Genomic DNA, 25,970 nt, shown 5'->3' on the forward strand with positions numbered 1-25,970 from the left:
AAAGGCTCCATAAAAAGCCCGAACCGCGATGTGCTGCGGGACGGGTCAGGGAAATTAAGGGGCAGTGACGGTAATTGCAGAGGTTGCGGTAAAGGTCCGCACTTTGCCGGTAATGGTCGCGGTACCAGCAGCATTGCGCGTGACCTGCGCCGTTTTCTGGCCGGTTGAAGCCACGCTGGCAATCGCCGGATCCGAAGACGTCCATTCAACCGTGTCGCTGGAGTCTGCTGGGGTTAATGTGGCGGTCAGGTTAACAGTTGAGCCAATCGCACCAGATGATGTGAGTGGCGCTACGCTGATGGCCGTAGCAGCTACTTTCGGCGCTCGCGTAATCGTAGGCGGCGTATTGGCTGCCGTGATATCGAGTTGAACCTGGACAATGTCAGTGCTGCCAGCATCTGGCCAGTCGCCGGAAATCTGCACTTCCGGGAAGTCGAAGGTATAAGCGCCTTCAGCATTCTCCAGCGTGAAGCTAAACGGCACCGTTTCACCAGTGAACGTTTTCTTATAAAGCTCCCACGCAGCTTTTGACCACGACAGAGTCACCTGGCCGGATGGTGTGAAGGTGGTAGGAATGTTTGCGCCGGCGAACGCAGAACCGGTACCGATACAACGCTGGGTCTGCATATTGTTGTCAAACTGGATGTTGAAGGTATCGACGCAGAACCCGGTACCGCCATCAACGCCATTCAGTCGGATATTCGTAACTTCCTTAAATGAGTATCGCAGCGCCCCGGCGGCATCCACTGGCGAGGTGAAATAGCTGGTATCGTCGCCTTTCGTTTCCCAGTCCAGACCAGCAAACGTGACCGTAGCCGTGATATCGCCATCATTCGGGATTTCGATCTGCAGGGTTGCGACCTGACAGCCGCGGGCAATCTGCGCAATGCCCACATCTTCAGCGTAGGACGCTACTGAGAACGTAATGCGACTGTTACCCATTGTGAGCACATTGTTCAGCCATTCAGCACCAAAGCAGCTCGCCAGAAAAGCATCGTGCTGGTTCCAGCGGAATTTGGTGCCAACATCGCCGCCAACATCAATAGTTCCGCGTGACACGCCTTGCGCCATTCGGTCACCGCCGATTTCGTCGTTGTCGTTGGTGTTCTGGGTTGGAGCAAGGCCGAATGACGCACGCCGAAGCAGATCCCAAACGCCAACGGTAGGTGTAACACCCGGGGTGGTTTCGCGAATAAACGCGGTAACTACTTTTGCGCCTGAACTCACAGGAGCCTCCTGTTATTGTGCGCTACATAGCGCGATAGGGAATTTGAAGGTTTATCTGGGACCAGCCGTCGGCCTCGCCCGCCGGGACCGCTGATACAGCGAAGTAACTCAGTCGCCCGTCATTCTGAAATTCGAAGTGCTGCGTAAGCTGGTCTGCGGTTTGAGATATCAGCAGCGTGCCGGAACCGACCGGAACAAATAGCTGAATGATGAGTACACCGGTTCGATGGACTACCGGCCCGGCCCCGATTTCGTTGGCTCCCGCCTGCCCTGAAATATTGGTGAAGCGTGCCCAGATATCGCGGCCGCTCGGGTCAAATATCGGCCCGTTGGGATAGTCCACCGCATCGGAGGCAATAGCTGTTTGCGCCGTCATTCGTGAAATGACAGCGTTTCTGATTTCTGTAAGGGTCATTTGTAGGCCTGAATCACACCATTAAACGAGACGGCATAGACGCCTGTCGGCGCCTGCGTTGAGTGACCATTCTCCAGCGGCACGGAATATGGGAGGTTTGACTGGATATACAACACCGAATAGGCCGGAGCCTGGTCAATGATATTTTTGCCGTTGAGAAATGTCATCGTGCCCCGCGGATCCGGCTCAGTTGGCACTGAGTAATCCGGAGAACCAAGGCTGACGAAATGCGAAGCCCTGAACGTGCCTGCGCGGTATTCCGCCGGGCGCCGGATATCCATGCTGTCGTTGACTCGGACTTTCTTCCTTAGCCGTCCGGTTTTCGTCAGGTTCGCAGGATCGGCATAGAGAGACTCATTCCAATCACCCACCGCTTTGTTGTACTGAACAGCGGTGGCATTGATAGCCCAGAGCTCAGGGTTACCAACGGGAGACCGTTGCACGATTTCGTTCAGCAACTGAATAGCGATCGTTCTCTGGCGAAGTTTGACATCTTCGGCCACCAGCCCCGCGAATGCTGCCGGGTCAATATTCCAGCCTTTAGCCATATCACGCCCTTCGCAGTTGAATGGAGTACGCAGCTCCGGCAGAATCTGCGGCAGCCGTTATAACCTCGTAGCGCTGGAGCGTTCCAGTAATCGGATCCGGTGCAGTGATAAAGTGCCCGACTGCTGGCTTATCATTCACCTCGTTAACCAGGGCGGTTAATTTCAGGTCACCATGCAGGATGTTAACGCCATCGATACGGCGGAGTTTGTAACGGGCCAGCACTCCGCGCCCCGAATAGGTCACCAGCGTTTCGCTGCCGGTTTCCGTGACCGGATCCCATACGCCACGAACGGTGTAACTGCCGGTGAAATCTTTTACGGCATCCTGCAGGTCGGTATCGAACGCCGCGGCAACTTCGGTTTGCAACTCGTCACGAATGCCCATTGTTTTCACCGCCGCCCTGACGAAAATTAACGGTCACAGTACCGTGAAGGTGACGGGTGTAGATATCACCATTTCGTTTAGCCCGGAGTGGATGAGGTACAAACTCAACATCGCCCTTTGCCGGGTTTGCGTAAACGACATGGCTGATCGGGTTTCCATTCACAAACACATCGCGAGGACCAAGCCCGTCACTGGCATAATGTACATCTGGATTTTGCATATCATCCCCTTACCACCCGCACCTGAGACTGACTAAAGCCATAGGGCTTTAGCATTGCAAGCGCCAGCTGCAGATCAGAATCAAGCAATGCCGAGCTGTTGGTAGCTAGTTCTGCGAAGGTCTTCGAAACGCTGACATCATCGGCATCCACCGTCTTACTCAGCAACACACCAGAATCGGTTTTCTGCTGATAAAGGCCACCATTCGAGGCCGCTAGCGCTGCATAGGCGCCAGCCTGCTTAACATCGTCAGGAATGATGGTTTCGTGAGTTGCCTTATCGCATGGCAGTTTCAGGTTGAGTCCATTCATCCAGGTGTTAGCCATCAGCACAGATTTGGCTTTTTTGCTTTCATCCGTCCAGGTGGCGCCCAGAATAGAATCGACGACGTCTACGGTGATGAACGTAATCATGCTCACTCCGTTTCTTTCCAGCCGTGCGCCTTCCAGTTCTCCACTTCATCAGGGTGAACGTTGGCGGTATTGGGCGCACCCGGGAATGCCGGGAAATCGGTAACCATCGCCACCAGCTGCGGTGTGGTCGATACGGGTACGTTGTCATCCGCCTGCGTAGACGAAGTTTGCTCAGCAGCTCGTTGGGCGCGCTGCTCTTTTGTTAATCCGGCCATCAGCCCTCCAATAAAAAAAGGGGCCGAAGCCCCTGTTTATCAGCCCAGCAACAACGCTGAGTGCGCGGACTTAACTGCCGCTACGCCCCAGGACAAACCGACTTCGTAACGCACCTGGCGATACTGGCGGTACAGTGCTACCTGGTAAGTGATGCCAGATACGGGGTCAGTAACGTTCATTACATCATCCGCCGTATCGCCGCCCTGCGGCATTGCCGGGGTTCGGGATGCAAGCAGGAATGCATTGCGATCAAACGCCATGTTTGCGGTGTAGGCGTCACCAGCGGTAATAGCGGTGTTGTCGGCCAGTGCCTGACGTAAGCCAGGAGCAGCCAGGGTGATTGCTGTGGCCGTCGCAGCAGCAACAAGGTATTTATTGCTATCCCCGTCAAACGTCACGATGTCACCCGCTGCAAAAGCACCTGTGCCGGTATCAATCGCAATAAGAATATCGCCTTCAGCTTTTGCTCCATTCACCAGGTATCCGGCAGCCGGAGATGCAGCGCGTTTCTTAACATGCGCGGATTCGTGGATGTTGAATCCTTCCAGTCGCCCCACGATACCTTCGCGCAGAAGCGCATCAGTACCGGACTCGTTTACTTTGAACAGAACAGACTGTTTACCGCGGAGGTTTGCGATAGCCGAAGAACCGAGAACCATCTGCAGATCAGTTGTCGGCGAACCGTTGTCAGAGAGAACCTGGCGCGCATTTGCCGCATCCGACAAATCACCTGCAATACCGAAAGGAGCGGTGCCGGCCGTACCAACAGCACGAGAGGATGCGAAATACAGAGCCGCGAGATCTGCATCCATCTCATTAGCCAGCGCGCGAAAAGCCTGCTTAAACTGATCAGCAAGAATGGTGTTGTATGTCCCTGCGGGCCCCAGCGCCAGTTGTTCCTCACCGTTCCATTTGACCGGAGCCATTTTGGATTTAGTGATTTTGACATCAACGGTGCCGATCGTCTGGTCGCCGTCATTCGGCGCCGTGGCTCCCGGCGTAATATCGACAGTAGTTGCCGCTGGCGCAACAGGAGCGGTTACTGTCTGGTCTTTCGCCGCCGCATCAGCTTTGGCATTGCGCGATACGGCCGGGATAAAACCGACCTGCTCGCGAGATACGGTATCCAGAGCCGTAAAGATAGTCGGGATCAACCCGGTAAGCGTGTTAGCCATGTGCAAGGTTTCCTTGGAGATTAAGATTTAGGGTTGGTTGAGCTATCCAGCTCTGGCACCAGCTGCCATCCGACCGCTGGCAAAGAATTAATCGACGATGGTGATACCGTCTTTGAGAGTTGATTGCTGATCTGTCGGGCTCAAACTGGTAAAGGCATCGCGTTTCATCGTTTTCTGCCCGAGTGAATGCTGAGACTGGCGAGAGCCACCTCCCTGGTTGCCGCTGGCCTTCAGGATGTGATCTTTCTGAGGGTACTGTTCCACCAGGAACTCCAGCGCCTCATCAAAGGCCGCCAGTTCGCCCGGTTTAGAGCGGGAATAAATTTTGTTGCCGGAGCCGTCATAGGCAACCACTTTACCGTCCTCAACTTTGAACGACTGACCAAAGCGTGCCTGAAGCATGTCGGAGGGGATCGCGACTTTATCTGTGATGAATTTTGAGCCAGAAAACCGGCCGCCGATCATTTCCTGATAGAGTTGTGATTCTAGCTTGTCGCCGCGCTGGTTCGCCTCATCAAGCTGAGACTGGAACGATTTGGTGATATCAGCTTTCACCTGGTCAACAGCACCTGCGTCGATCAGCTTTTTCTGGTCGATTTTAGTCATCATGTCGAGCGCTTCGAGAGCCTTAGTCGGGTCACCGATTTTGGCAAATTTAGCCAGGTTGGCTTCGGCAGCTTCTTTGGCTTCACGATGAGATTTTGCCTCACCATTCAGGGCTGAAATTTTCCCCACCGCCTGGACGGCATCAAAACCGACCTCCTGGCCGTCGTCGTGGACGTAGACGGGCAGACCGCTCGCGTCAATTTCTGCATACTGCTTGCCGTTTACTTCTGCTGTCTTCAGTTTCATGTTGGTACCTTTTCATGGTCATCCGACCGTTGCACCGCTCACCATCCGGATTGCGGCAATAAAAAAGGCCGCCCGAAGGCAGCCTGTGAATGAATATTGATGATTAAAATCCGGTGCTTCTGAATGCCTGACCGTCACGTTCCCGTAATTGTTCCAGCGTCAGCCATTCGCCCCTGTCGCTGTAGAACTCATCAGGGGACATACCACCATCACGAATCAGCCGGGCGCGAGTTACGCCGACAATTTGAGACTGCCGGGTAAACGACTGCCGCGAGAACCAGCCCTGATAATCGGTATCCGAAGGCACCTGCCCGTCCATGCTGGCGCGCGAGCTATCTGATATTTGCCCTACAGCAATACCCAGCTCATCAGACGATTTCAGGATGTAGGTTTCGACGCTGCGACAGCAGAAATGGATTTTTCCGGGTCCCTGCAGATATGGCACCTTATGGCCGATCGGCTTGTTATCCAGGGTGTACTTGAGGCGGTCGCGAATCCGACAGTCTTTTGATGTCCGGTTATCCAAAGTAGATAACCACTGCTTACCCTTCAAAATGTCATCGTTCGCATCTGCAAAGCTTTTCCTGGCCGTCGAAGCAAGATGCCCCACAGCCGTTTTTGCAATACTGCCGGCATTGGTGCGGCTCATCTGCAGCGCGCCATCCTGATAACCGCGGTTAGCGTGGCCGCGAACTTTACGCGCAATCTGTTCCGTTGTATCGCCCAGCAGGAAACCCTGCCGAACGGTATTGGTGATGCGCGTCATGCGATCGGCTTCAAGGCTGCTCGCCCACTCGCTCAGTAACCGCCCCTGAAAAGGCCTGGCCATTGCCGCTGCATAAACGGCGTCCGGGGAAATACCCGACAGTGGATGAAGCGCCAGCACGTCATCGGGGATCGCAAACTGAAACAGGCTTAACTGGAATCCGGCCTCATGCTGCGCCAGTTCCTGCAGCTCGCCGGCGAGGCTTTCGCTCATCGACTGCACCACATCACGATTTAGCGCCCTGACGCTGACCAGAAGAGATTCCAGCCTCGACACCGTGAAACTTTCCGCATCGAGGGTATCCATCGCCACCAGCAGCCTGGCCGTCAGCTCTGCATCGCTGTCATTCAGGATTTTTATCATCCTGTTCGCGACGCCGGTGCTGTACTGACTCACCCAAATCGCGTGAGCCAGGCTTTCATCACTGAGTTTTTCATTCGCCGTTTCCATCTCAACCACCTGGATTATTCAGACCGCCGGCAAGCGTCACCTGCTGGTTCCTCAGTTCGTCGATTACCTCTTCCGGTTTCGCGTCCGGGTCGATGAATTTCAGCGCCTGCAGCACGCGAACCGCATCAATCTGGCGAATATCACCCCCCTGCCGAAGTGACTGAACCGCCGTCGCCGTCGCAGAGTCGAATGTCTGTGCCGAAACATCCAGCTCGGTACGCACATCGACATTACCGCCCTCTTTTTCACCCAGCCATTCCGCCATGATCTGCAGAATGTTATCGAGCGCATCCTCCAGTGAGCTCGCCATCGTATAGAGAGGGGAATTCTCCTGCATGTGCTCTTCATGCGTCTGGTCATCAGATTTGGTTGATGTGTTTTCAGCGCGCAGCAACTTTGCCCCGGCCTGACGCATCTGGTTTTCCAGGTCTTCCAGTGAGATTTTCCCGGCACTAATGGCCGCGCCAGTATGCTCAACATATTCCAGGCCCTGCCGCTCGCGGTCTTCGAAACGAGTCGCAGTAGAAGAGCCGATCGTTAACGTTTCATTATCGGCAAGACCGTAAGCCACCAGCAGCGGCACACGCGCAACATGCAGGATGTTGTCTTGCTCGCTCTGGCTCTGCCAGTGCTTGATGTTCAGCAATGCCAGGTTCAGCAACGGCGGAGAGCCGCGCATAAATCCTGTTCGCTTCGTGTAGAGTGTCACCAGGGGAATATCATCACGGCTGGTTTCCCACTTCTCGTAAATTTGCCACTGACTTTCGCCGTTATCACCCTTGTTACGACGATAAATTTCGACTTTGCGGGGCATGATATGGCGAATTTGCTCTACCTTTGTCTGCCCGTAATCAGCGCCATCGACAACGATCACCTCTTTAATACGCAGGTCGGTCAGTACCACCTTCCCTTTGTCCACTTTTGACTTCCAGCCGATAACCTGGCGGGGATTGAGCATCGTGGCATATGGGCGGGAGCCTGCTGCTTTTTCGTCGGCCTTTGTTTTTACCGCCTCCGGGTCAATCTTCGGGAAATCCACCAGCGCATGCACCAGACCATACTGAAATCCGATACTGAAAAATTGCTGTGCCCAGACATCGATCCGGTTTCCTTCCATATCAATATCGGGCGCCAACTCCTGTATTGTTTCAGGCGTGTCTTCACTCAGAACCGTCGGCTCAGCAAATACCCGCCCAATATTCTGTTTAATGGCCTCTTCATAGGCCGGGAGAAGCGTTGCTGTTGCTATACGCTCTTTATAGCTGTCGGGATCCTCGTTAGGCCACTTGGGGAGATACGTCGCACCTTGGCGACGCATTTCGAGCGTGCCGCCCATCAACGCATCGTTGATATCCCACGCCTCTATCATGTCGTTGTAATCGAGATTGGGTGTTGAAATATCTGGCATGGTTTTACATCCGAAGTGGTGTTGATTTGCCTGTCGGTTTGATGATCGGGAACTGTTTCACGATGAAGTAGCCGCCGGCATCGTTGGGGTGATCGTTATCGGCTTTTTTGTCAGGCTCGCCGTTTTCACCCCATACCTGCTGCTCAAGCGATTCCGTATAGACCGGACACCGCTTCACGTTTACTTTGTAGCGACGCTCACCGTTGCCGTTACAGAACATGGCATTCATCGAATTGATACGGTCTTTTACCGGCGGGTTTGAATTGTTCACAATCACGTTAAAACCAGCCTGCTTGAGCTGGGCGATATCCGTAGTGCTGGCATGAGCTGATTTCCGAGAATCGCCAGAAGCGTCTGGGTAAATGTAGATTTCACGCACCTTTCGGTAGTCATGGCCGTCATACAGCCAGAAGCGCTCTTTAATGATTCGAATTATGTCCGGGGTGTCGTAAGCCTTGATGATTTCCGTTACTGCACAGGGAAGCCCGAGGCGTAGAACGTGAACAATCCCGGCCATTTTCCCCACGTTGAAATCCATACCGATATAAAGCGGCTCACCCGGCTGCTCTTCTTCTTTGCAGTTATTCAGCTTGCGGTCGAACTGGTGGTAAATCGTGCCGCTGGTGAGGTTGGTGAAAAGGCCGCGCAGATAAGCCTTAATCAGCTCTGGCGGATAAGACTCCATCAGGGACGGGATGTAGTCCTCCGGCAGGTTTTTTTCGTTGTCAAACGTCGATGCCTGCACCAGGCCGTACAGCGTTGAGAGTGAAGGCTTATCGCGTACAGCTTTTGCGAACTGCTGATAAACGAATTTAAACCCTTCCGGCGTCGTGGTGACGTCTATTCCGTTACGCAGGCCAGCCACTTTGTAACGCATACGCGCGATGATTTTTCGCCAGGCTAACTGCGCCTTCTTGGCAGGCATCACATCCAGCTCATCAATCAGCGCGTTACCGATTTTAAAACCAACGATGGTTTGTGGCTTTTCCATCGAGCGGCAGATCGTGGTTCCGCGATACTGGCGCCCGGCGTAGAAGTGAACCTCTTTGTTCCCCTCGTTGATTTTGACATTCAGTCCCCAGTCATGGGCCACTTCCTCAACAGTGGGATAAAAGATGTCTCGGATCTGCGGATACGTCGGGGCAAAGTAACCCTGGTTGATTTTAGGGTGTTCCCACATCCCCTTGCAGATACCGCCGCAGCCGACCCACGTCTTACCGGAACCAAACCCGGCCACGTAGGCTTTAAATTTGTGCTCCATTGTGAGGAATCGGGCCTGAGGGATGTTAAGCGTCGGTGCTATCGCCATCCTCTTCCCTCACTCTTGCATCCACGACGTTGATATTGATTGCTACCGGCGTTGGTTCGTCATCTTCAGGATCAGCTGCTAGCTCCTTGCGTAATTTTTCGACCTCCAGTTGCCGGCGCTCGATTTCAATCTGCTGCAGACGCTGGGCAAATTCACTGTCAGCCAGGCCGAGCCGCTTCATTACGGCTTCGTACATGCGTTCGCGGCTGATGGCGGTTATCTCAACGCCATTCTTCCCGAGCTTCACGCCGGAATAGGCAAGCGCAGCATCAGGCGCCAGTTTGCGCGTATCGGCGAAGAAAGGCTGACCGACTCCATCACCATTACAGCGAGGGCATTCCGGGTTAGGTGCGCTGGTGTGGTCGTAACCGTAACCACCAACATCTACGGGCTCGCGACGTTTACGCTCAAGCGCTTCGAGCCGCTTCTCTTCGTACTCCACGGCATCACGCCATTGATACTGATGGCCAAAGCCCCAGCAGTAACGGCAGCTGCCGCGACGATACTGTGAAAGCTGATTGGCATCGAAGGTGGCCAGCTGCCACATCTGCTCAAGCACTTCATCTGCGCTCCCGAGCGTGCGCACAATGGACGCTTTCTGCTGCTGCGCAATGGCCTGCGCAACGTTAGGATTCGTTAGGAGCTGACGCCCATAGTTTGGGTCGCTATAGCCAGCTCGCTCTGCGGCTGCCGTGGCGTTCTGGTCCTTGAGGTATTCGGCAATAAAACGCTTTACCTTTGGGCTGAGTTTGCTATCCACCAGCTCTTCTGCGCACGTTTCCTTTTGCGCAGTGCGCAATTTCTTCTGCGCGGGTTTTTGCGCAGTTTGCGCAGAAGGTTTTTTGATGTATCGACGGGCAGTAGCGTAGTTCAGTCCCTGCGCTTCACACCAATCCTTCGGTGATACTCCGGTTGCGGCATGATCGGACAGGAACCGTTGCTGAAGCTCGCTCCAGTCCGGTTTTGCCATGGTGTTTTCCTGTGGTTACAGCAATAAAAAAGCCACCCGGAGGTGGCTTAGTTCTCATTCATTTTTCACTCGAGTTTCACGAGATCATCAGCAGGTTATCCTGTAAATGCGGCATGCCTCCAGTCCTGATGAAACAGTACCTTTAACACTATACATTTGAGTCAATTTCTCACGAGATCTATTTCCCATACATGTACCCTCCTTGCAGATAATTTCTGCGAACAAACTAATTGATTCCGCGATCATGAAAGAAAACAAAAACGAGGTTAAGCCGTATTGCGTTCCTAACATGCCTGTCATCATCAGTCTCAGGAGGCAACCGCTGAGAGACGCTAAGCGTTTCGACACAGTTACTTTACTCAAAAGTTAGACATTATTAAACCATCCGATACAGTTGCCCCCTTACTCTCTGGTTGATAAACAGTATATGGATGTAGTCCTGCAGATAGCTCACTTTGGCCAGCCAGTTTTCAATTCGCTTTTGAGGGGTAAACAATCCCTACCATCGGAGTTACTAAACCTGGTACTACAATCGCTAAGCTTCCGATTGTAGGCTCTCAAAGGGTGGGACATCTGGTGCTGAGCAACAATCTGAGTTGGTCAGCAGAAATACTACACCGGCCAAGTACGACGTCTCGATAGTCTCTCAGCGCCTCTTTCTCGTCAGTCACCATCCTGTTTCTCGCAACTCAGCAATTACTGGCAAGCGCGCGTAATACTGCTTAATGAACCTTACATAACTATAAATTACTGATACATCATCTCTTTCACTTAACAAGCAACTTTATAAACTTAGATTTAGCTCAATTTTTACTGGCATTTTCAGAGGTATAAAATTCTTGCAATCCCTGTTTTACGTTAAAATTTTTAAAAAAATTAAGGAGCTTTAATGAGCCTTCATCATTACTACCCACAGCTAAGATGGAAACCTGCTGAGTATGAATCTCTGATGCAGTTAGATCAGACAATAATCTCTGGTTTCACCCCTATCCTCACCATTCTTGATATTGACTGGGACTACGAAAATGACTGTTATAAAAAATCGTTAAGCAGCTATTTATCTGACTTCGGTGCTAATCTCGCAGCATCCTGGACTCCTATACGTCCAGTTTTGTTAGACCTGAAGTATCTGGATAAACATGGTTCAAGTCGCAATCATCCTTTAGATATGTGCATTAACGACGCCAGGGCCTATGGAAAGGAAATTGTGCCAGTTGTTTCTCCTGCATCCACTGCAAACTACATACATGCTGTTCAGCGAAACGTATCTAATGGTGTTGCTATTTCACTTAGCCCCCAAACATGGCACTTGTTTGCACACTTGCTAAATCAGTTAAACCTTCCTCCTAACTTGATTGACATCATTGTAGATTATGGAGATATCCAAAGCGCTAATGATAGCTTAAAACAACAAGCCTTAGCCGTTATTAGTTCTCTTTCAGGACAAGCACCTTGGAGAACATTAATCTTATCTTCAACCTCTTACCCCAGCTCGCAGACGGGAATTCCTCAGCATGTAGTCCATCATATTCCACGACACGAATATGATCTCTGGTTAGATGTAGTGAAAAGTTCTATCAATGGCAGGACACCGTGTTTCAGTGATTATCCAACAGCAAGTGCCACCATAACGAGCGTAGATCCACGATTCATGTCTCAATATGTTGCAGTAAGATATTCGAATGATACTTCATGGATTTTTGTAAAAGGTACAGCAGTTAAGGGAAATGGATGGAGCCAAACTAAAAATCTTTGTTCTATCCTAGTCAATTCGGCTGAATACCAAGCATTTGGCCCAGGCTTCAGTTTGGGAGACCAGTACATATACGATAGGGCTGCTGGTATTAATAAATCAGGGGGTTCTAAAGATTGGCGTAAAGTAGCCCATATACACCATCTTACGCTGGTTGTTAGACAGTTAAATCTATTGTCACAGTCTATACCGGCTAGACCCTAACCTTCCAGTCGATCCGATTCTTTAATGCAGTTCTGACTTCAAGTCGAAGATCTGCAACGGGTATAAAATCGGCGACGACATTCCATAACTCAAATCGGGGCTTGCTTTTAAAACCTTTAGAACGGCCCCAACGCTCTAGAACGTCAATACACTCATCTCTCCATAACAACTGAGCGAGCATCAAGGAATCGTAATTCCGATTGAGCTTTTCGGTACGCATATGCTTGATGCGAATCGCCCCCTTCGGCCCTACTGATACGGTCTTCACCCCCCACCAGCTAGGTATTAACTCAAGCGCTCCGTCCAGATGCTTATCTGCTACAACGAGAGTAACCTTGTCCATAACGGCAGAATAATGCTTGATTTGTAGCGGCAACCGTTCCAAAGAATCATATTCACTTTTCAGTTCGTAACCGTGAAGAACGCCGTTAACTACCGCTATATCTGCTCTACTGGCACCAAGGGATATGGAAAACTCATCGATCACAAGACAATCAGGATCTAAATGCGACTCTTTAAGAAGCTTCTTATGAACCGCAGCCCTAACATCTTGATCTCTCATAACTTCCCCCTCATACTCCGTCGCTGAATTATAGCGCACAGCATTTTACTGCATTTAGCGAATTTGGCCACTTCTATCACAAAAAGCATATGATCAGCATGAAGACACTGATGAATCCGGGCTAAGCATCAGTTCTGTTACCCAGCAGACTGCAAAAATGACGGCTGACGTCCTTAAGGCGATTCATCCGGTCAATGTCGCCGGGAGTTAAAGTGTGATATCCCTTTACGATGTTGCCGTCCTGCGGTTTAGCTTCGCTCATTTCGACCCCTTTTATGTTAAATGCGGACAGTTAACCTGCATTGATTTGTTGTGCGCCAGAATGTCGCGCTTGGTCTGCTGATCCAGCACGTCAATATCGTGGTCGGTCAGGTAGATGATCCGCACCCAGTTGCAGGCGGTATCAACCACTACCGGGGCGGGTAAACTTTTCGCGCAGCTCCCGATCAACATCGTCATCAGGCATATGGCTAACCGTCTGCTGTAAACCACAGGACCCTTTCGAAACCACGGCCAGCGACTGGCGCGATGCATCGCCTGCCCGCATTGACCGAGGACATTACACCCCTGGCCCACATAAACGCTATGTCAGCCGTGTGGAAATGGAAGTGGTCCTCGTTATGGAGTTTTCCGTTTTCCATCAAGAGATTGTCGCTCGCCCAGCTATATACCTCATTCGCCGGGATGATAGCGATGTATGGACGGAAGTTTTCTGGGTTCGTGAAGCCTAACGGAGGGTAAGGCCTACGTTCAGTTGACACTGCCTTCCCCCTCTCTTGTTGAGCTCAAACAAAAAAAAGCAACTTGATCAGCTGTAGCTATTATTTATTGAAACCAGCAATGCATCATGTGGCATGACATGCTTGGTTTTCTTTTGACAATCAACTATCTCTTGGGTAGGGATTATGATGAAAACAATCACGTTTAAAGCATCAGACGGCCCTGACGTATCATTTGTTGGTCAATTTGTCGCGGATGATACCGAACAAAGTGTGACCACGGCAATTTACGATACACAAAGTGGAAACTGGTTTGTTGCCATAACAAACTCCAGCAACATATTGATTGCTGATCAAGTTATTGAAAATAAATCAGTGAGTGCCCTTATCGATTATCTTGGACATACCGACGGTGCAAAACGCCTTTATAAAAAGATTGGAATCGACACTACTCAACATCCAAATTAATGGAATATTTTTTCATTCTATCAACTAGCAAATAGCAACGTTATGCAACTCTGATAATTATGCTTTGTCACATTACAGAGCCGCCCAGAAAGGGGCTCTGTAATGCTATTAAAAAAAACCACCCGAAGGTGGCCTTTGTGATGGTCATGGCTTAGGCAAACTTAATGTGAAACGACTTCTTTAATTGCAATTTCTTGTTCAGCGGTAAGGGATAAAATGCCATCGTCATTCTCTACTAGCCATTTAATCGCTAGTTCCATGGCTGATTCATAAGCCAGATTGTTTGCAGGTCCAGATTTTACTGCCTGCACTACTTTTTTAACGTTCTCATCATCAACTGTATGCATGATTTCTCTCCTGGTTATTGAGAGGCCAGAATTTCATCACGACACAGCGAGGGTAAAGCATTATCGAAGCCACTCGGTGAATGGCTCCTGTAATGCAGGCTCTTATCTCAGCGCAGCCCCTTGCTGCGTGCCGGATGGGCGGTTACGAGCGCCAGCTGTGAGGTGGATGGGCTTAGTTCTAGCCAGCCCGGCGTCTCCGGTAGTCGACAGAGCCATATCGACCGGAGAATGAAGAGAATAAGCATCGTCACCTCGGACATTGCGCACGGTAAACCGCCGTAACACCTCAAATAAACATTGACACACATCACATTAATACAATAAGTAATAGGAATTTTCGTAAGCCATCCAGGAGTGTTCCAATGACTGACATAATCATGATGGGAATCTCGGTAGTGCTTTTGGTCTTTGCTGTATACTCGCTTGTTGTTTATGTGCGTGGCAGACGTCGGCAACATTCTGCCTTTCGAAAGAAGAGGTGGTAAGAATCGGTGACGATTAGCGAGTCGTCTTGAAAGGTGTCTCTGTAATGCCCTACTTCAGGCACTGCGTGCGGATGTAGTCCTGCAAATAATTCACTTGCCCGGTGATGGTGACGATTCGCTCTCTGAGGGTGAAATAATCCCGTTGAGCGGAGTCTGTAAGTCGGGGGCCGGAAGCATCGCCCATGCCGCCGGTGCCGGTCGCTCCGTTCGCTGAGCAGGTGGCGTTGAGCTGCAGCCGACGCTTGCCAGAAGCAACATCAAGCTCAAGCTGATCGATAGTGGCTTTAGCATCTGCCAGTGCTCCTGTGTATTTCTCATCCAGTGCAGCAACATCACGCTGCCGGGTCTGCATGTCGGTGATGGTGGCGTTAGCCAGGTTGAGCTGCTCAGTTGCTTTATCGCGCTGCTCTTTGAACTTTGTGGCGTTGTCGTGGTAGTGATTAGCCAGCCACCCAAGGCTGACTATCAGGCAGATAACCACGGCGCTGATAATGGCGGTTATGCGGCTCATAGGAGAATTACCCCAACGAAAAGGAACCAACCCCATCCGTCATGCCCGTTAGCAGCAATAAATCCTGCTGCAGCCATGCAAATAGCCGATGGGATATATTTCATTTCTGCCCCCACAAACACACTTCGCGCTCAATCTCGCGGCGCGTTACCAGGCCCTTCCACTCTTTACCGCCGGCATAGGTCCAACGGCGTAACTGGTCGCATGCACCTTTCTGGTCGCCCAGGTTGATTTTGCGCAGCAGCGTTGAGGTCTGGAAGTTGCCAGCGCCGACGTTATACGCGAACGAGTACAGCGCCCCACGCATCGTTTCGGGGATCAGCTGTTTGATATACGGGTTAATCTGGCGGGCGACGGTGTTGAGGTCTTTGTTGAGCAGAGCGCGACACTCCGCCTCAGTGTAGGTTTTACCGAGCAGGATATCGTTTCCCGTGTGTCCGTGGCATACCGTCAACACACCTACGACATCTTTGTAAGCCTTATACCGCACTCCCTCCAGACCATCGTTACCGGTCGGGCCGGTGATCAGCGCTGACGCAATAGCAATAGCACCACCACCAACGGCCGCGATAACGCTATTCCTCAGCTTTGTTGACATAGCCATTAAGCCGGTCCTCCCGCTCTTTACGCCGGTAATACCAGTTCACGCAACAGGTAATAACAGTGCATGCAATACCGACAACGATCGCCCAGTCACTCAGGCTCATACCCGCCACTTTGTCGGCCAAAATCCATACCTCTGTTTTTGCTACATCGGCGTAAGCCTTTGCTGAGACACCGCAGCCCGTCAGCGCGGTCCCGGTGCCGTATGAGAGTCTGCTGTAAATGGTGCTCATTTTGGTCATAGCCTCACCTCCGTAATGACGGATGGCGCTGTGTGTTTGAAAGGGGTCAGGCTTCACGATCAACAAAGCACGTCGTAGATGATTCCCGTGAGCCTGAAATAGAAAAGCCCACGCGTTAACGTGGGCTCAAAAGTGGGTGTGGTGCTGAGTGCCTCTCAGTAAGCCTTTGGTCAGCAACCGTGGCTTGCGGTCCGAGTGAATCATAAGGATTCCATTTAAGCTGTTTCCGCCCCTCCGCACAGGGGGATTCACCACACCAATAATTTATGACGACATCATTCTCATCGTCAATAGAAAGCACTCTGTCAAAGGCACCCGCAGATGCCTTTTGCACAGTGTCAGGTTTTTCTTTTAAAAGGCCAGCGCCGGCAGGCCACCAGCATAGCGACGATAACCGCTCCAAAGGCTCACCCCGAAAAGCTCTGCAGGTTTATGCGCCGGGCGTGACGCGGATATGAAAAAGGCCCGCCGAAGCGAGCCCTAAATGCAGAAAGCCCCGGCGTTTGCCGAGGCTCTTAAATTTTTTCTTCAACGGTGAACATACAATGCCCATCGTTAGAACAAATTAACACGAATTCGGGAAAAGTAAATATCTCAGCGCGTTATTTGTTTGAGTTGTGCCTCTGCCCAGGCCTCCTCTATATCGAATTTAGTGATCAGCACGTCGAAGAACGGCTTAACCGACTTCTTCCAGGTGTCTATGGTGATGGCATCCGTTATCTGGAAAATGGCACTGTGCACAGCAGTGGAGAGGATTCGCTCATATCCGCGACCGCCGCAGCGTTTGCAGTTACCCATAACAGGTACGCCCTGCTTCTCCGTCTCGTCCAGGTTCACTACCCGGCCCCGGCCGTGGCAGTCGTTACAGGCGGCACTGACGGTCCCTTTTCCATGGCACTTTTGGCAGAGTACCCGAACCTGCTCACGGACCGACTTCACCTCCTCCCAGTCCGACGGCGAGATCCCCTTTGTTACCTTGACCCACTTCGGCGGTTTACCGTCCGGATACGTTACTTTGTTGGTGAACACCTCTGCATCGATGAATCCAGAACCAATGCAGCAGTCGCAGGTTTTTTTGCTGGAAGCACTGCGGGAGTAATCCTCAAAAGCGAACGCTGCGAGGATCCGGATAACCTGGGGTTTTAAGGTTGGCGAGAGCTTGCGCAACGCGGCAACTTTATCGCATTTTGTGAGCGCGTACTCAGCCAATAGGCCGATAGCCCGCTCCCGGTCATTATTGCTTATGCCCATCTTTCCGAGGAAAGCGCTATACCCCATAGCGGCACGTTCCTGCGTCATCCCCATTGCTGCCATAATGTCAGTGCCGGTTAATGAGTCTGATGCCGTCGCTCGTGGAGAATCGCTGACCATCGTGGACTTGGCGAAGTGGTATTTCACTGTATTTTCGAGGTTCATGCTTTTTCTCCCAGAGACTGATAAATACGGACAAAGTTTTTCAAAATTCGATAATCGGTCATGACAGTTCCGCGGCAACGGAAAAGGCGGAGTTTCCACCAGCGTCTGCGGATGAGTTCGATCATGTCATGGCTCATGCTGCCTCCCGTTGCTTGATTAGCGCACGGCGTTGCGCACTGTAATGGCGTCTGATGCCTTCCAGTTCTTCGATGGTGTATCGGTGAGGGATATTGTTGTTTTCGAGCGCCTCGACGCGCTCAGCGCCGATTTTCTCTACCAGGCCAATGCGGTACTGCTGCTGATTACCTGACAACTGCACGTTGCAGTTGTGGCACTGTTTGTGAATGTTATCCTCGTTGTAACGCAGGTGTGATGCTTTGCCGCGGGAACGGTAATGACCAGCCTCCCACTGAACAGTGTCAAATGTGCCGCAGCTGATGCACGGAAGGTCAAAGTCGCGCTCGCGAATGTAGTCATTAACGACGCGCTGGGTCATGTCTTCCCAGTGCTTGAGAGGTTTCACCGCAGCTTTGCGTTTCCGCCAGGCTGCGCGTTCTTTCTTCTCTTTCGCCTGGACCTGCTTCTCGCGCTTCTTCTCCAGCTCCTGAATGGCAAGTTCCGCCCCATGCGTAGGGCAGCACCAGCGCTGATTTTCAAATGCAGGAGTGAACTTAGCCCGGCAGATTTTGCAGCGCCGTTGGGGTCTCTTGGACATCATCACCCCCACATCCTGTTGCGCCAGCGGGAGTCTGGCCGCGGCGGATTTTTGTCCTCCACCAGCTGAGCGCTGACGGTCCAAGTAAGAAGGTCCTGATTGAGGCTACGTTCAACCCTGACGCCCCGCTGGCGATATTTCGCCATCAATTCGTCGGCTTGCGGGGTTGTGCATTCATAGTGATGAAACCAGGATATTTTCATCGCCATCACCCCGCGAAGCTCAGTAACTGGTTTGCGGCGCTCTCGGCTTCCTGGGGGGTGTTGAACGAACCTGAGAGGATCCACCTCCACAACACATCCAGCGAGGCTTGATAGAGATGATGGAACTCGGTTTCGTCCATATTCGCGAAGGAGATACTGCGGGGGTGTTTTTTCAGTGTGCCGTCTGGCAACTTTATGGCGTCATAATGACCGGCCTCAACGATGACCCAGGCCCGGTAAGCGTCAAAGGATTTGCAAATACTGATGCTGCCGGCACGCCGCTCGGCGACGCGGTCGAGGTATTGTTCTGCGGCATCAAGCAGCGCAGATTCGTTACCGCCATACGCAGCGAGAAAACTGGCGTAACCATACACAAGCTTGCGTTCGTTAGACGATATTGCCCCGCCGGTAGGCTCCCAGTATTCAAATCCGAGGTTGAGTAATGCGAAGAAACGGCGATGAAACGCCGGATTTCGGACAAGCTTATAATCGGCTTCCAGGACGGCGCCGAGCCTGCATTTTGTTTGCAGAAAATCGCTGGTCTCCTGCGTGGCAGGGATCAGGATACCTTGAGAATGCTTTATTAGGTGTAGTTGCTGCGCCATCGTTTTCTCCGGTGGCGCATTACTGTCAGGCGGCTGGTTGTTCAGGCCAGCGATTTAATTATGCTTTAGTCAGTTGGAGGCAGTCAATTCTTAGCAACCATTTCCCTGATAACTTCGAGCATTGTCTCTTTCGACCAAAGATGCTCATCCCTGGCCAGTTTCCTGCAAATCAGATCTCCATCAAAGAATGACATGAGAAACCTTTCATTTTTTCCTAACTTAAACGAGATAAGTTCGCGACCCGCACCATCCGTAATTGTCGCATTAAGATCCTCGTCTGGACTTGGCTCAACATCACCCGTCACATAACCCCCTGAGCGACATACAGACGCAAAAATTAAGTCCGGCGACAGCATCAAAGGGACACGCTTACTGCGATACTTTGCGAAATGCCAGCCACTAAAACAGGTGAATTAGTAAAACCAGTCGTCAGCGCTTTCCCACGTCTCCTGGAGAATTTCTTCGACCGTTTCTTTATCGCCGTCTATGCCACCGAAAACGCTGAGACCGTCGGCCCTGCACGTCGTATCGTTAATTTACAGTCCTCATAGTTCTGACTTAAACGCCGTAGCAGTTCAACTTCCAGAGCAGGGACTGCACCATCAGGTAATGATTTTTTACGGTCGATTGTGATTTCAACTTTCATCGTTAGCCTCCATCGATATACTGTATAAATAAACAGTACACCGATGCCGCTCCTTTATCAATATCTTAACAGCACAAAACGTTAATTTTTGATTAGCGTGCTAAATAAAAACCCGCCGTAGCGGGTTGATTTATCGGGATTTACTTTTTTTGGTTTTGCTCTGCCATCTCGATGTAACGCGGATTGGATGCCCGCGGCAACTGGATGCTCTGCTCGCGGTAGTAGCGCCCCCTTCCCATAAAATGCCTTAGCTCAAACTTCAACTGACAATTTTTTCAGGGAGTGCACAATCAAAACTGACGGTCAGCTTTGAGCGATGAGCGGACCTAAAGATATAGCTTCAAACATGCGATGATGATTGATATCCAGCCAGGTTTCAGAAGGACCGACAGACTGCCGGTTCTGCGGGGAGATTACTTCAGCTCCAGCTTACTTATCACATGGGCAATATCCGCGATATCGCCTGCTGACAACGGCTGCAAAGGACGAGGCAGGCAATCCATGTCGGTTAGCCCAAGCACACCAGCAGCTGCGGCAATAACACGAAGACTTCCACCATGTTTACGGAACAGCGCCCACAAAGGTTCAAGGCGGGCTGTCAGGGCAGTAACGCGTTGATGATCCTTTACCGCCGCGGCTTCAGTGATTTGTTTCGCCATCTCAGGGAACAGACCGCCACACACGGAGTACCAGACTTCACAACCAGCGTTTAATCCCAGCCCCGCATAAGCGTCGCCACTGATGCCGATTGTTACGCCAGGGCGCAGATGTTGACGTAACGCATTCACCCGCTCAGTCGCTGCAGCGGGGCTATCCGGTACGCCAGGGATCTTGACCGAGCGAATCCCCTCAAGTGATGAGAGACGACCGTGGAGTTCATCCGTAAAGGTAAAATGCGTAGTGCCCGGATTATCATAGATACACACCGGTACAGACACGTGCCGGGTAACGGTCTCAAAGAGTGAGAATACTTCTTCGTCACGGAGTGGCTGGTAGCTGACCGCCGGGAGTAACAGAGCATTCGCGCCGGCTGCCTGCGCGTCATCTGCCAGATGCAGGATAGCATCGGTACTGACCGCTCCCACACATACCATCATTGGGATATCCCCGGCATGCTGTTTTGCCAGCGTTGCTACGCGCTTACGCTGCTCCCGGGTTAGATAGGCGTAGCTTCCGGTTGACCCCAGGATACCCATAGAATCAACCCGAGCTTCTGTCAGGCGGGAAAGAATATGGCTGAAACCCTTTTCATCCACGCCTCTGGCGGTGACTGGGGTTAATGGAAACGCCGACAAACCGGTAAACATAAAAGTTTCTCCTGAATGATATTACTGCTGTTGTTCTTCGATGAGAGCAACCTCAAACCACAGACCGGGCATCATTTTTTCCAGACCGTCGGTCAGCATCTTCCCGGCTTCGTGAAGTCTCTCCAGCGGCATCTGCGGCAGGCTTTCCAGAATAAACCACATTTGCTGAGCTTCCACACCTAAGCGGGTTCTGATCCCCTGTCGCCAGTTCCAGCGGCGGCAGGTCACGCCGATATCATCACACCAGATGATCTCGCCTTGTGAAGGATATTCAACGGCCGTTTCCCCCTCTTTGACTGTATCAAAAGGCTCTGTTCCTTTTGCCACAGCCAGACATGGTGAACCCTGATAGGCAGCGATATTCTCTCCACCCACCGGAACGGCGTAGCGGAGACTAACGGCATTATAAAGATCAACGATGGGATCAAGTGCTGGCATCGTTCCGTCACGTAATACGCGCTTGCGTAACGCATCCGCTGAGCAAGGGGTGCGTTTAGGTTTAGCACCAAACTTTTGAAAAACCTCTGCCCATGCGGCCAGATGCGCTTCCACCCACTCAGGCTCACCGGCCAGAACCGCTTCACAGGCTTCTCGCAGCGCTGTTTCTCCGATATCGGGGTTAAGCACTGGTGCAGCTTTTACGTAGACACTGAGTGCCCGAAAACCAGGCGCAATGCGATAAATTTCAGGGGCAATTGACGGAGAGACTGTTAACACGTGATAATCCTGTAATGACCAATTTATCCCATGATAATGACCGATGACCAAAAAAGTCAATTTAATGACCGATGCAGATTCAATCGTCAGCACCGTAAATGAAGCCGTATCTCAGCGGATTAAGCTGTATCGTAAGCAAAAGAAAATATCGCTCGATGAACTCTCCCGCCGGGCGGGCGTCAGCAAGGGCGCGCTGGTTGAGATTGAGGGATGCCGGGCGAATCCCAGCATAGCCCTGTTATGCCGCCTGGCTGCCGCGATGGGGGTTTCGGTAGCCGATTTTGTGGATGTCAGTTCCAAACCGACCGTGCATCTCATTGCTGAAGATGAGATCCCAGAATTGTGGGCTGGTGAAAAAGGAGGGAGAGCAAGGTTGCTCGCTGGTTCGGGCGGCCCTGATATGACCGAGCTCTGGATGTGGGAAATGCAACCGGGGGAAAAGTTTGCTTCGCCCGGCCACACGGAAGGGACGCTTGAGCTGTTTTATGTTCAGACAGGCACGCTCACGCTGGGTGTGAAGGACCACCTGTATCAGGTAAAAACCGGCTGTTCAGCAACAGCCAGAACGGACGTTCCTCATTTCTATGAAAACCAGGAGGAGGGACCATTGGTGTTCATCATGACAGTACATGAGAAAACATCCTGATTGTCGCCCGGCAAGCAATAGGGCTTGTTTTATCACAGGTAAGTTTGCATGGAGTGGTTCAGTGGATAATCAACATCTGAGTTTTGCCAAAAGCCAGTTTACTGTCTCAACCGATCCCGCTTGTTTTCAACTGGAAGTCATTCACGATTACCTCTCGCAATCGTCCTGGGCTCCTGGCATTGATGCCGAAACGGTCAGAATATCAATCCAGAACAGCATTTGTTTTGCGCTTCTGGATGGAACAAGACAAATCGGCTTCGCCCGCCTTGTCACAGACTATGCCACTTTTGGTTATTTGTGCGACGTCTACGTATTAAACGATTATCAGAAAAGTGGTCTCGGCCGCTGGCTGATCGAATGCTGTCACGCCCATCCGTTGATGTCACGCCTGCGACGGATAATGTTGGTCACTGACAGCGCGCCCTGGCTATACCAAAAACTGGGTTATAACCCATTGAACCGGAAAGATTTTGTCTGGCAGATCAATCGGCCAGACATTTATCGTAATGCCGGGCAAAAATAAGAATACTTTTCAGAGAGTAATGATAAATGTTAATCCGTAGGGCCAGTTCCTCTGATGCAGAAGAGCTGGCTATTTTAGCCGAGCGAACCTTCAGAAAGACTTTCCAGGATGGTAATACTCAGGAGGATATGGATTTTCACTGCCATGCAAGCTATTCAACTAATATCCAGTTGCAAGAAATCCTCAGACAAGACTGGATTACATTAGTCTGCGAATACGAGAGCAAACTGATTGGGTACGCTCAAATAAGGTGGGAAGAGTTTCCTCTCTGTGTCAATAGCATCCATGCCGGAGAAATTCTGTGCCTGTATGTCGATGAGCCCTACCATGGTAAAGGATTTGCACAGGCACTGATGCAAAAGTGCTTTGCTGAATTTGAGGCAAAGGGATCGGATCCTGTCTGGTTAGGTGTCTGGGAACATAACCCAAGGGCCATCTCTTTTTACCGTAAGCTTGGGTTTACCGAGGTGGGTGAGCATATCTTTCAGGTTGGGTCAGACCCGCAGAGAGATATCATTATGAAACGCTCAACTTACGCTAGCTGAACACACATTTTGACGTCCGCTTTTGGCACGAAGCGGACATCTTCCGGTTTAGGGGCCATATTCCACTTTGACATCAGAAAAACCACTCTAACCATGATGGCATCGTGATTTATGCAGCCTCCCGAGCCTGACACATCTCAGATAAGTTCGCCCTCACAAGCGCCTCAGCAAAAGGAGGCGGTACAGCGTTTCCTCAGCGCGCCACCTGCTTATCTTTGGCCCATTTCACGCCGCGGTAGTCCCGGTCGATGATGTACCACTCAGGGAAGCCCTGCGCGCGGTATGACTCATTAGACTGCAGTACGCGCATACCGGTATCAACGATACGATATGTGACGCCATCGACATCAACCAGACCGTTGAAATCCGCTCCGAAAAAATCTTACAGGAACACCTGTAAGTGCAACACACTATATTCATCGTAGTGGAGTGGTTTCAAGCTCCCCGTCATGTTGACCGCCAGTGATAACTCTCCATTACGGAATATCCAGTATCAATTCACGGTCCCAACCTTTGCCTTTCACCTCAACCCATCGGAATCAGAGTTGGCATCGCCAGTGCGATTTACCGGCACCACATGCAGGAATCCTGAATGCAATCTAGGGTACAATTTCTTCAGGCTGAGGTTTAGAAATATAATACTGAAAGAAATGTCACCCCCCCTCATCAAAAGAGTGAGAGTGACCTCACAAATTTTTGGTGCTCAAACTTTCTTTTTCGCAATGAAAATACAGTAAAAGTAAAGCGTTTTAATAATATGATTTATACTATGTACCTCACGGAATAACAATAATAACTTTCGTGTAAATGCCATGAAACTTAGTTCGTTATACTTTGTACGCCCCATTCCTTCCTTGGCATAGTAGTAGGTAATGTTCTGTGTTGACTCTTTATACTCATATTTATAATGAGCAATACCATTCCTCAATTGATTGTCTAGCGCACTCATATCAACCAAATAAAAACTATCATCTAAACCATTAATTTTCGCACCTATATCAATATTTGCATACTCATTTAGACTTGAAAAACCTTTTATTAAATCGCCTTTTTTATTTAATCTCACAGAATTGTCAAAATTATTATAATCACCTCTTTTAAGCAAGTTATTTAACCCAGCCACTATTACCAACTGTCTAGAAAACACTTCGGACAAATCCTTGTAAAAATTATTGCAATCATCGAATTCAGCAGTAGAAACTCTAGCTGGAATCAAAGACAAATCTGTTTGTTTATCATAGTCATAATAAAGGGCTGGGCGTGATGGAAGTTCAAAGTCAAGCATTTTCGGGTAAAGACTCAAACAATCAAAATGTAGACTTTTTAGGAATTCACTTTTTATAATATCATCCAAAAAATCATTAAGTTGCTTGCGATTACTTTGCTGTATATGATGAAGAAACTTAGGCATCTCTTCACTAATTTCAGCATTGTGTGCATGTATTGTGAAAGGAAATGACATTACAGAGGTTGCTGTATAGAGTGCTGAAAGTATATCTTGTATTTTCAAGGAACGAGGCTTCTTTAAAGTAGGCAACTCTTTCATTATATTACTAAAAGTATTGTAGTTGCCTTGTTTGTATTGAGTTATAACTCGCTGAAGCTTATCACGGTATTTATAGATATAATTCATACCATCAAGGCGAGAGTTCAACATTAAATAATTTTCTTGACCTATTGCCCTTGTTACTTTCAAAAATGCAGTTTTCCCTATTTCATATTTTCCAAATCCAACTGGGAAGTCCAAATGCAAATCAATGAATGGATTTACACTTCCAAAATTTTTAGTCTCTATAGGTTCCGCACCGTTAAATGTTGGTTCCTCAACTCCGATCGTAAAAGTTATACTATTTTCGCAATTTGGACATGCAAATTGGAATGGCTGTATATCGCGATTAGACATTCCTATTCTCGCATCAATAACTGTGTCACAAACAAGACATTTGAATTGCTGTAAATAATTCATAAGAGATCTACCATTCCTTCAAATTTACGTGTTTTAAATCTTAACCTTAAATATATCAGGAAAATGCCGCTATGTTGTTAGCTAAACTGCATTTTAGAGTCACAGCGGCTTTTAAACTCAACTTCTTAGCAACGAATGCAATGTGCGTTTGGTGAACTGCTCATTTGGCTGCTCCTGCATTCTTTCGATAGTCATATCTGCATAGGTCAAAATCGATGACCGTACGCTGGTCGCGGAACAATCCCAGACGCCCATAGCGAATGACCTTTCTGGACCGCGCCGCAGCACGAAAATGTTTACCGACGGAGTCTCGGCACATATGCAGCTCGGCGCACGCCTCTTTGACCGTCAGACGGCCTCTCGCCAGAGTCAGCTCGATGATTTTCTGAACGCTCGCCTGCTGTTGTTCGCGCGATTCGTTAGCCATAATTTCC

At 50.4% G+C, this 25,970-nt stretch carries 34 protein-coding genes and 4 pseudogenes; 5 read left to right on the top strand and 33 right to left on the bottom strand.

The window, feature by feature from the left end; genetic code table 11:
- Window positions 1-54: 54 nt before the first annotated feature.
- The 13 genes from OQV00_RS14955 to OQV00_RS15015 all read right to left on the bottom strand — a co-directional run bounded on the left by OQV00_RS14955 (window position 55) and on the right by OQV00_RS15015 (window position 10,353).
- Window positions 55-1,227 (bottom strand): phage tail tube protein, encoded by a 1,173-nt coding sequence (locus tag OQV00_RS14955; protein ID WP_260990813.1) that lies wholly within the window; start codon window positions 1,225-1,227, stop codon window positions 55-57.
- Window positions 1,228-1,249: 22 nt separating this feature from the next.
- Window positions 1,250-1,642, bottom strand: a complete 393-nt coding sequence (locus OQV00_RS14960) for a phage tail terminator-like protein (RefSeq protein WP_099843069.1) — start codon at window positions 1,640-1,642, stop codon at window positions 1,250-1,252.
- Window positions 1,639-2,190, bottom strand: coding sequence for a hypothetical protein (locus tag OQV00_RS14965; protein WP_046852436.1), 552 nt, complete (start codon window positions 2,188-2,190; stop codon window positions 1,639-1,641). Before OQV00_RS14965 ends, OQV00_RS14960 begins: the two co-directional genes overlap by 4 nt.
- Window position 2,191: 1 nt before the next feature.
- Window positions 2,192-2,575 carry a glutamate 5-kinase gene (locus OQV00_RS14970; RefSeq protein ID WP_266278853.1) on the bottom strand — a complete coding sequence of 128 codons (384 nt, stop codon included), beginning with the start codon at window positions 2,573-2,575 and terminating at the stop codon, window positions 2,192-2,194.
- Complete coding sequence (locus tag OQV00_RS14975; RefSeq protein ID WP_266278854.1) at window positions 2,562-2,795, bottom strand: hypothetical protein; 234 nt, start codon at window positions 2,793-2,795, stop codon at window positions 2,562-2,564. The genes OQV00_RS14970 and OQV00_RS14975 overlap by 14 nt, the downstream gene beginning before the upstream one ends.
- Before the next feature lies 1 nt (window position 2,796).
- On the bottom strand, window positions 2,797-3,207 hold the full coding sequence (locus OQV00_RS14980) for a protein singed (RefSeq protein ID WP_266278855.1): 411 nt from the start codon (window positions 3,205-3,207) through the stop codon (window positions 2,797-2,799).
- 2 nt (window positions 3,208-3,209) lie between these two features.
- Complete coding sequence (locus OQV00_RS14985) at window positions 3,210-3,422, bottom strand: hypothetical protein (protein ID WP_266278856.1); 213 nt, start codon at window positions 3,420-3,422, stop codon at window positions 3,210-3,212.
- A 39-nt stretch (window positions 3,423-3,461) separates the two neighbouring features.
- Window positions 3,462-4,598, bottom strand: coding sequence for a P22 phage major capsid protein family protein (locus OQV00_RS14990; protein ID WP_266278858.1), 1,137 nt, complete (start codon window positions 4,596-4,598; stop codon window positions 3,462-3,464).
- A gap of 87 nt (window positions 4,599-4,685) precedes the next feature.
- A complete protein-coding gene (locus tag OQV00_RS14995; RefSeq protein WP_266278860.1) occupies window positions 4,686-5,450 on the bottom strand; it encodes a DUF6651 domain-containing protein in 765 nt (254 codons plus the stop codon).
- A gap of 103 nt (window positions 5,451-5,553) precedes the next feature.
- Complete coding sequence (locus OQV00_RS15000; RefSeq protein ID WP_266278861.1) at window positions 5,554-6,666, bottom strand: phage minor head protein; 1,113 nt, start codon at window positions 6,664-6,666, stop codon at window positions 5,554-5,556.
- Window position 6,667: 1 nt separating this feature from the next.
- Window positions 6,668-8,074, bottom strand: coding sequence for a DUF4055 domain-containing protein (locus tag OQV00_RS15005; protein WP_266278863.1), 1,407 nt, complete (start codon window positions 8,072-8,074; stop codon window positions 6,668-6,670).
- 4 nt (window positions 8,075-8,078) lie between these two features.
- On the bottom strand, window positions 8,079-9,383 hold the full coding sequence (locus OQV00_RS15010; RefSeq protein WP_266278865.1) for a terminase large subunit domain-containing protein: 1,305 nt from the start codon (window positions 9,381-9,383) through the stop codon (window positions 8,079-8,081).
- Window positions 9,361-10,353 (bottom strand): terminase small subunit, encoded by a 993-nt coding sequence (locus OQV00_RS15015; protein WP_266278867.1) that lies wholly within the window; start codon window positions 10,351-10,353, stop codon window positions 9,361-9,363. Before OQV00_RS15015 ends, OQV00_RS15010 begins: the two co-directional genes overlap by 23 nt.
- An 889-nt stretch (window positions 10,354-11,242) precedes the next feature.
- Between OQV00_RS15015 and OQV00_RS15020 the strand changes: the two genes are divergently transcribed.
- Window positions 11,243-12,310: a beta family protein gene (locus OQV00_RS15020; protein WP_266278869.1), complete on the top strand. Its 1,068-nt coding sequence runs from the start codon at window positions 11,243-11,245 to the stop codon at window positions 12,308-12,310.
- Here the strand turns inward: OQV00_RS15020 and OQV00_RS15025 are convergent.
- The 3 genes and pseudogenes from OQV00_RS15025 to OQV00_RS15030 all read right to left on the bottom strand — a co-directional run bounded on the left by OQV00_RS15025 (window position 12,300) and on the right by OQV00_RS15030 (window position 13,331).
- Window positions 12,300-12,872, bottom strand: a complete 573-nt coding sequence (locus OQV00_RS15025) for a sce7726 family protein (RefSeq protein ID WP_261243681.1) — start codon at window positions 12,870-12,872, stop codon at window positions 12,300-12,302. The genes OQV00_RS15020 and OQV00_RS15025 overlap by 11 nt on opposite strands.
- A gap of 142 nt (window positions 12,873-13,014) precedes the next feature.
- Window positions 13,015-13,134: pseudogene (locus tag OQV00_RS27255) on the bottom strand (Acb2/Tad1 domain-containing protein); the annotation flags it as partial.
- Window positions 13,135-13,145: 11 nt separating this feature from the next.
- The gene (locus tag OQV00_RS15030; protein WP_416309826.1) at window positions 13,146-13,331 is read right to left on the bottom strand and encodes a hypothetical protein; all 186 of its coding nucleotides are present in this window, start codon (window positions 13,329-13,331) and stop codon (window positions 13,146-13,148) included.
- A 446-nt stretch (window positions 13,332-13,777) separates the two neighbouring features.
- On the opposite strand from OQV00_RS15030, the gene OQV00_RS15035 reads away from it, so the two are divergent.
- Window positions 13,778-14,059, top strand: a complete 282-nt coding sequence (locus tag OQV00_RS15035) for a hypothetical protein (protein ID WP_266278873.1) — start codon at window positions 13,778-13,780, stop codon at window positions 14,057-14,059.
- A gap of 161 nt (window positions 14,060-14,220) precedes the next feature.
- On the opposite strand, the gene OQV00_RS15040 is transcribed toward OQV00_RS15035, so the two are convergent.
- The 14 genes and pseudogenes from OQV00_RS15040 to OQV00_RS15105 form a co-directional block, all read right to left on the bottom strand.
- Window positions 14,221-14,406, bottom strand: coding sequence for a hypothetical protein (locus OQV00_RS15040; protein ID WP_266278875.1), 186 nt, complete (start codon window positions 14,404-14,406; stop codon window positions 14,221-14,223).
- A gap of 534 nt (window positions 14,407-14,940) precedes the next feature.
- Window positions 14,941-15,402: a lysis protein gene (locus OQV00_RS27260; RefSeq protein WP_266278877.1), complete on the bottom strand. Its 462-nt coding sequence runs from the start codon at window positions 15,400-15,402 to the stop codon at window positions 14,941-14,943.
- Between the two features lie 100 nt (window positions 15,403-15,502).
- Complete coding sequence (locus OQV00_RS15050) at window positions 15,503-16,006, bottom strand: lysozyme (protein ID WP_041145887.1); 504 nt, start codon at window positions 16,004-16,006, stop codon at window positions 15,503-15,505.
- Window positions 15,978-16,247, bottom strand: coding sequence for a phage holin (locus tag OQV00_RS15055; RefSeq protein WP_041145888.1), 270 nt, complete (start codon window positions 16,245-16,247; stop codon window positions 15,978-15,980). The genes OQV00_RS15050 and OQV00_RS15055 overlap by 29 nt, the downstream gene beginning before the upstream one ends.
- A 594-nt stretch (window positions 16,248-16,841) precedes the next feature.
- Complete coding sequence (locus tag OQV00_RS15060) at window positions 16,842-17,663, bottom strand: antitermination protein (RefSeq protein ID WP_266278880.1); 822 nt, start codon at window positions 17,661-17,663, stop codon at window positions 16,842-16,844.
- The gene (locus OQV00_RS15065) at window positions 17,660-17,800 is read right to left on the bottom strand and encodes a YlcG family protein (RefSeq protein WP_154145330.1); all 141 of its coding nucleotides are present in this window, start codon (window positions 17,798-17,800) and stop codon (window positions 17,660-17,662) included. Before OQV00_RS15065 ends, OQV00_RS15060 begins: the two co-directional genes overlap by 4 nt.
- The gene (locus tag OQV00_RS15070; protein WP_266280678.1) at window positions 17,797-18,378 is read right to left on the bottom strand and encodes a recombination protein NinG; all 582 of its coding nucleotides are present in this window, start codon (window positions 18,376-18,378) and stop codon (window positions 17,797-17,799) included. The genes OQV00_RS15065 and OQV00_RS15070 overlap by 4 nt, the downstream gene beginning before the upstream one ends.
- A gap of 2 nt (window positions 18,379-18,380) precedes the next feature.
- Window positions 18,381-18,587: a hypothetical protein gene (locus tag OQV00_RS15075; protein ID WP_266278884.1), complete on the bottom strand. Its 207-nt coding sequence runs from the start codon at window positions 18,585-18,587 to the stop codon at window positions 18,381-18,383.
- On the bottom strand, window positions 18,587-19,186 hold the full coding sequence (locus OQV00_RS15080) for a DUF1367 family protein (RefSeq protein ID WP_266278886.1): 600 nt from the start codon (window positions 19,184-19,186) through the stop codon (window positions 18,587-18,589). The genes OQV00_RS15075 and OQV00_RS15080 overlap by 1 nt, the downstream gene beginning before the upstream one ends.
- An 83-nt stretch (window positions 19,187-19,269) precedes the next feature.
- Entirely contained in the window at window positions 19,270-19,491 is a 222-nt protein-coding gene (locus tag OQV00_RS15085) for a hypothetical protein (protein WP_195723715.1), read from the bottom strand.
- A 108-nt stretch (window positions 19,492-19,599) separates the two neighbouring features.
- A pseudogene (locus OQV00_RS15090) lies at window positions 19,600-19,832 on the bottom strand (DinI family protein).
- 140 nt (window positions 19,833-19,972) lie between these two features.
- Window positions 19,973-20,077 (bottom strand): annotated as a pseudogene (locus OQV00_RS15095) (DNA polymerase III subunit theta); the annotation flags it as partial.
- Between the two features lie 168 nt (window positions 20,078-20,245).
- Complete coding sequence (locus OQV00_RS15100; protein WP_266278892.1) at window positions 20,246-21,139, bottom strand: dihydrodipicolinate synthase family protein; 894 nt, start codon at window positions 21,137-21,139, stop codon at window positions 20,246-20,248.
- 21 nt (window positions 21,140-21,160) lie between these two features.
- On the bottom strand, window positions 21,161-21,856 hold the full coding sequence (locus OQV00_RS15105) for a B3/B4 domain-containing protein (protein WP_266278894.1): 696 nt from the start codon (window positions 21,854-21,856) through the stop codon (window positions 21,161-21,163).
- Between the two features lie 43 nt (window positions 21,857-21,899).
- On the opposite strand from OQV00_RS15105, the gene OQV00_RS15110 reads away from it, so the two are divergent.
- The 3 genes from OQV00_RS15110 (at window position 21,900) to OQV00_RS15120 (ending at window position 23,570) form a co-directional block, all read left to right on the top strand.
- Complete coding sequence (locus tag OQV00_RS15110) at window positions 21,900-22,502, top strand: helix-turn-helix domain-containing protein (protein WP_048998203.1); 603 nt, start codon at window positions 21,900-21,902, stop codon at window positions 22,500-22,502.
- Between the two features lie 61 nt (window positions 22,503-22,563).
- Entirely contained in the window at window positions 22,564-23,025 is a 462-nt protein-coding gene (locus OQV00_RS15115; RefSeq protein WP_266278897.1) for a GNAT family N-acetyltransferase, read from the top strand.
- Window positions 23,026-23,051: 26 nt separating this feature from the next.
- A complete protein-coding gene (locus OQV00_RS15120; RefSeq protein WP_266278899.1) occupies window positions 23,052-23,570 on the top strand; it encodes a GNAT family N-acetyltransferase in 519 nt (172 codons plus the stop codon).
- A 109-nt stretch (window positions 23,571-23,679) separates the two neighbouring features.
- On the opposite strand, the pseudogene OQV00_RS15125 reads toward OQV00_RS15120, so the two are convergent.
- From OQV00_RS15125 to OQV00_RS15135, 3 genes and pseudogenes are all read right to left on the bottom strand, one after another.
- Window positions 23,680-24,040: pseudogene (locus tag OQV00_RS15125) on the bottom strand (DNA cytosine methyltransferase); the annotation flags it as partial.
- A 233-nt stretch (window positions 24,041-24,273) separates the two neighbouring features.
- Entirely contained in the window at window positions 24,274-25,536 is a 1,263-nt protein-coding gene (locus tag OQV00_RS15130; RefSeq protein WP_266278901.1) for a hypothetical protein, read from the bottom strand.
- A gap of 160 nt (window positions 25,537-25,696) precedes the next feature.
- On the bottom strand, window positions 25,697-25,963 hold the full coding sequence (locus OQV00_RS15135; RefSeq protein ID WP_266278903.1) for a DUF977 family protein: 267 nt from the start codon (window positions 25,961-25,963) through the stop codon (window positions 25,697-25,699).
- Window positions 25,964-25,970 lie beyond the last annotated feature (7 nt).

It is taken from the genome of Klebsiella sp. DY2415 (assembly GCF_026314315.1).
Classification (GTDB): Bacteria; Pseudomonadota; Gammaproteobacteria; order Enterobacterales; family Enterobacteriaceae; genus Klebsiella; species Klebsiella ornithinolytica.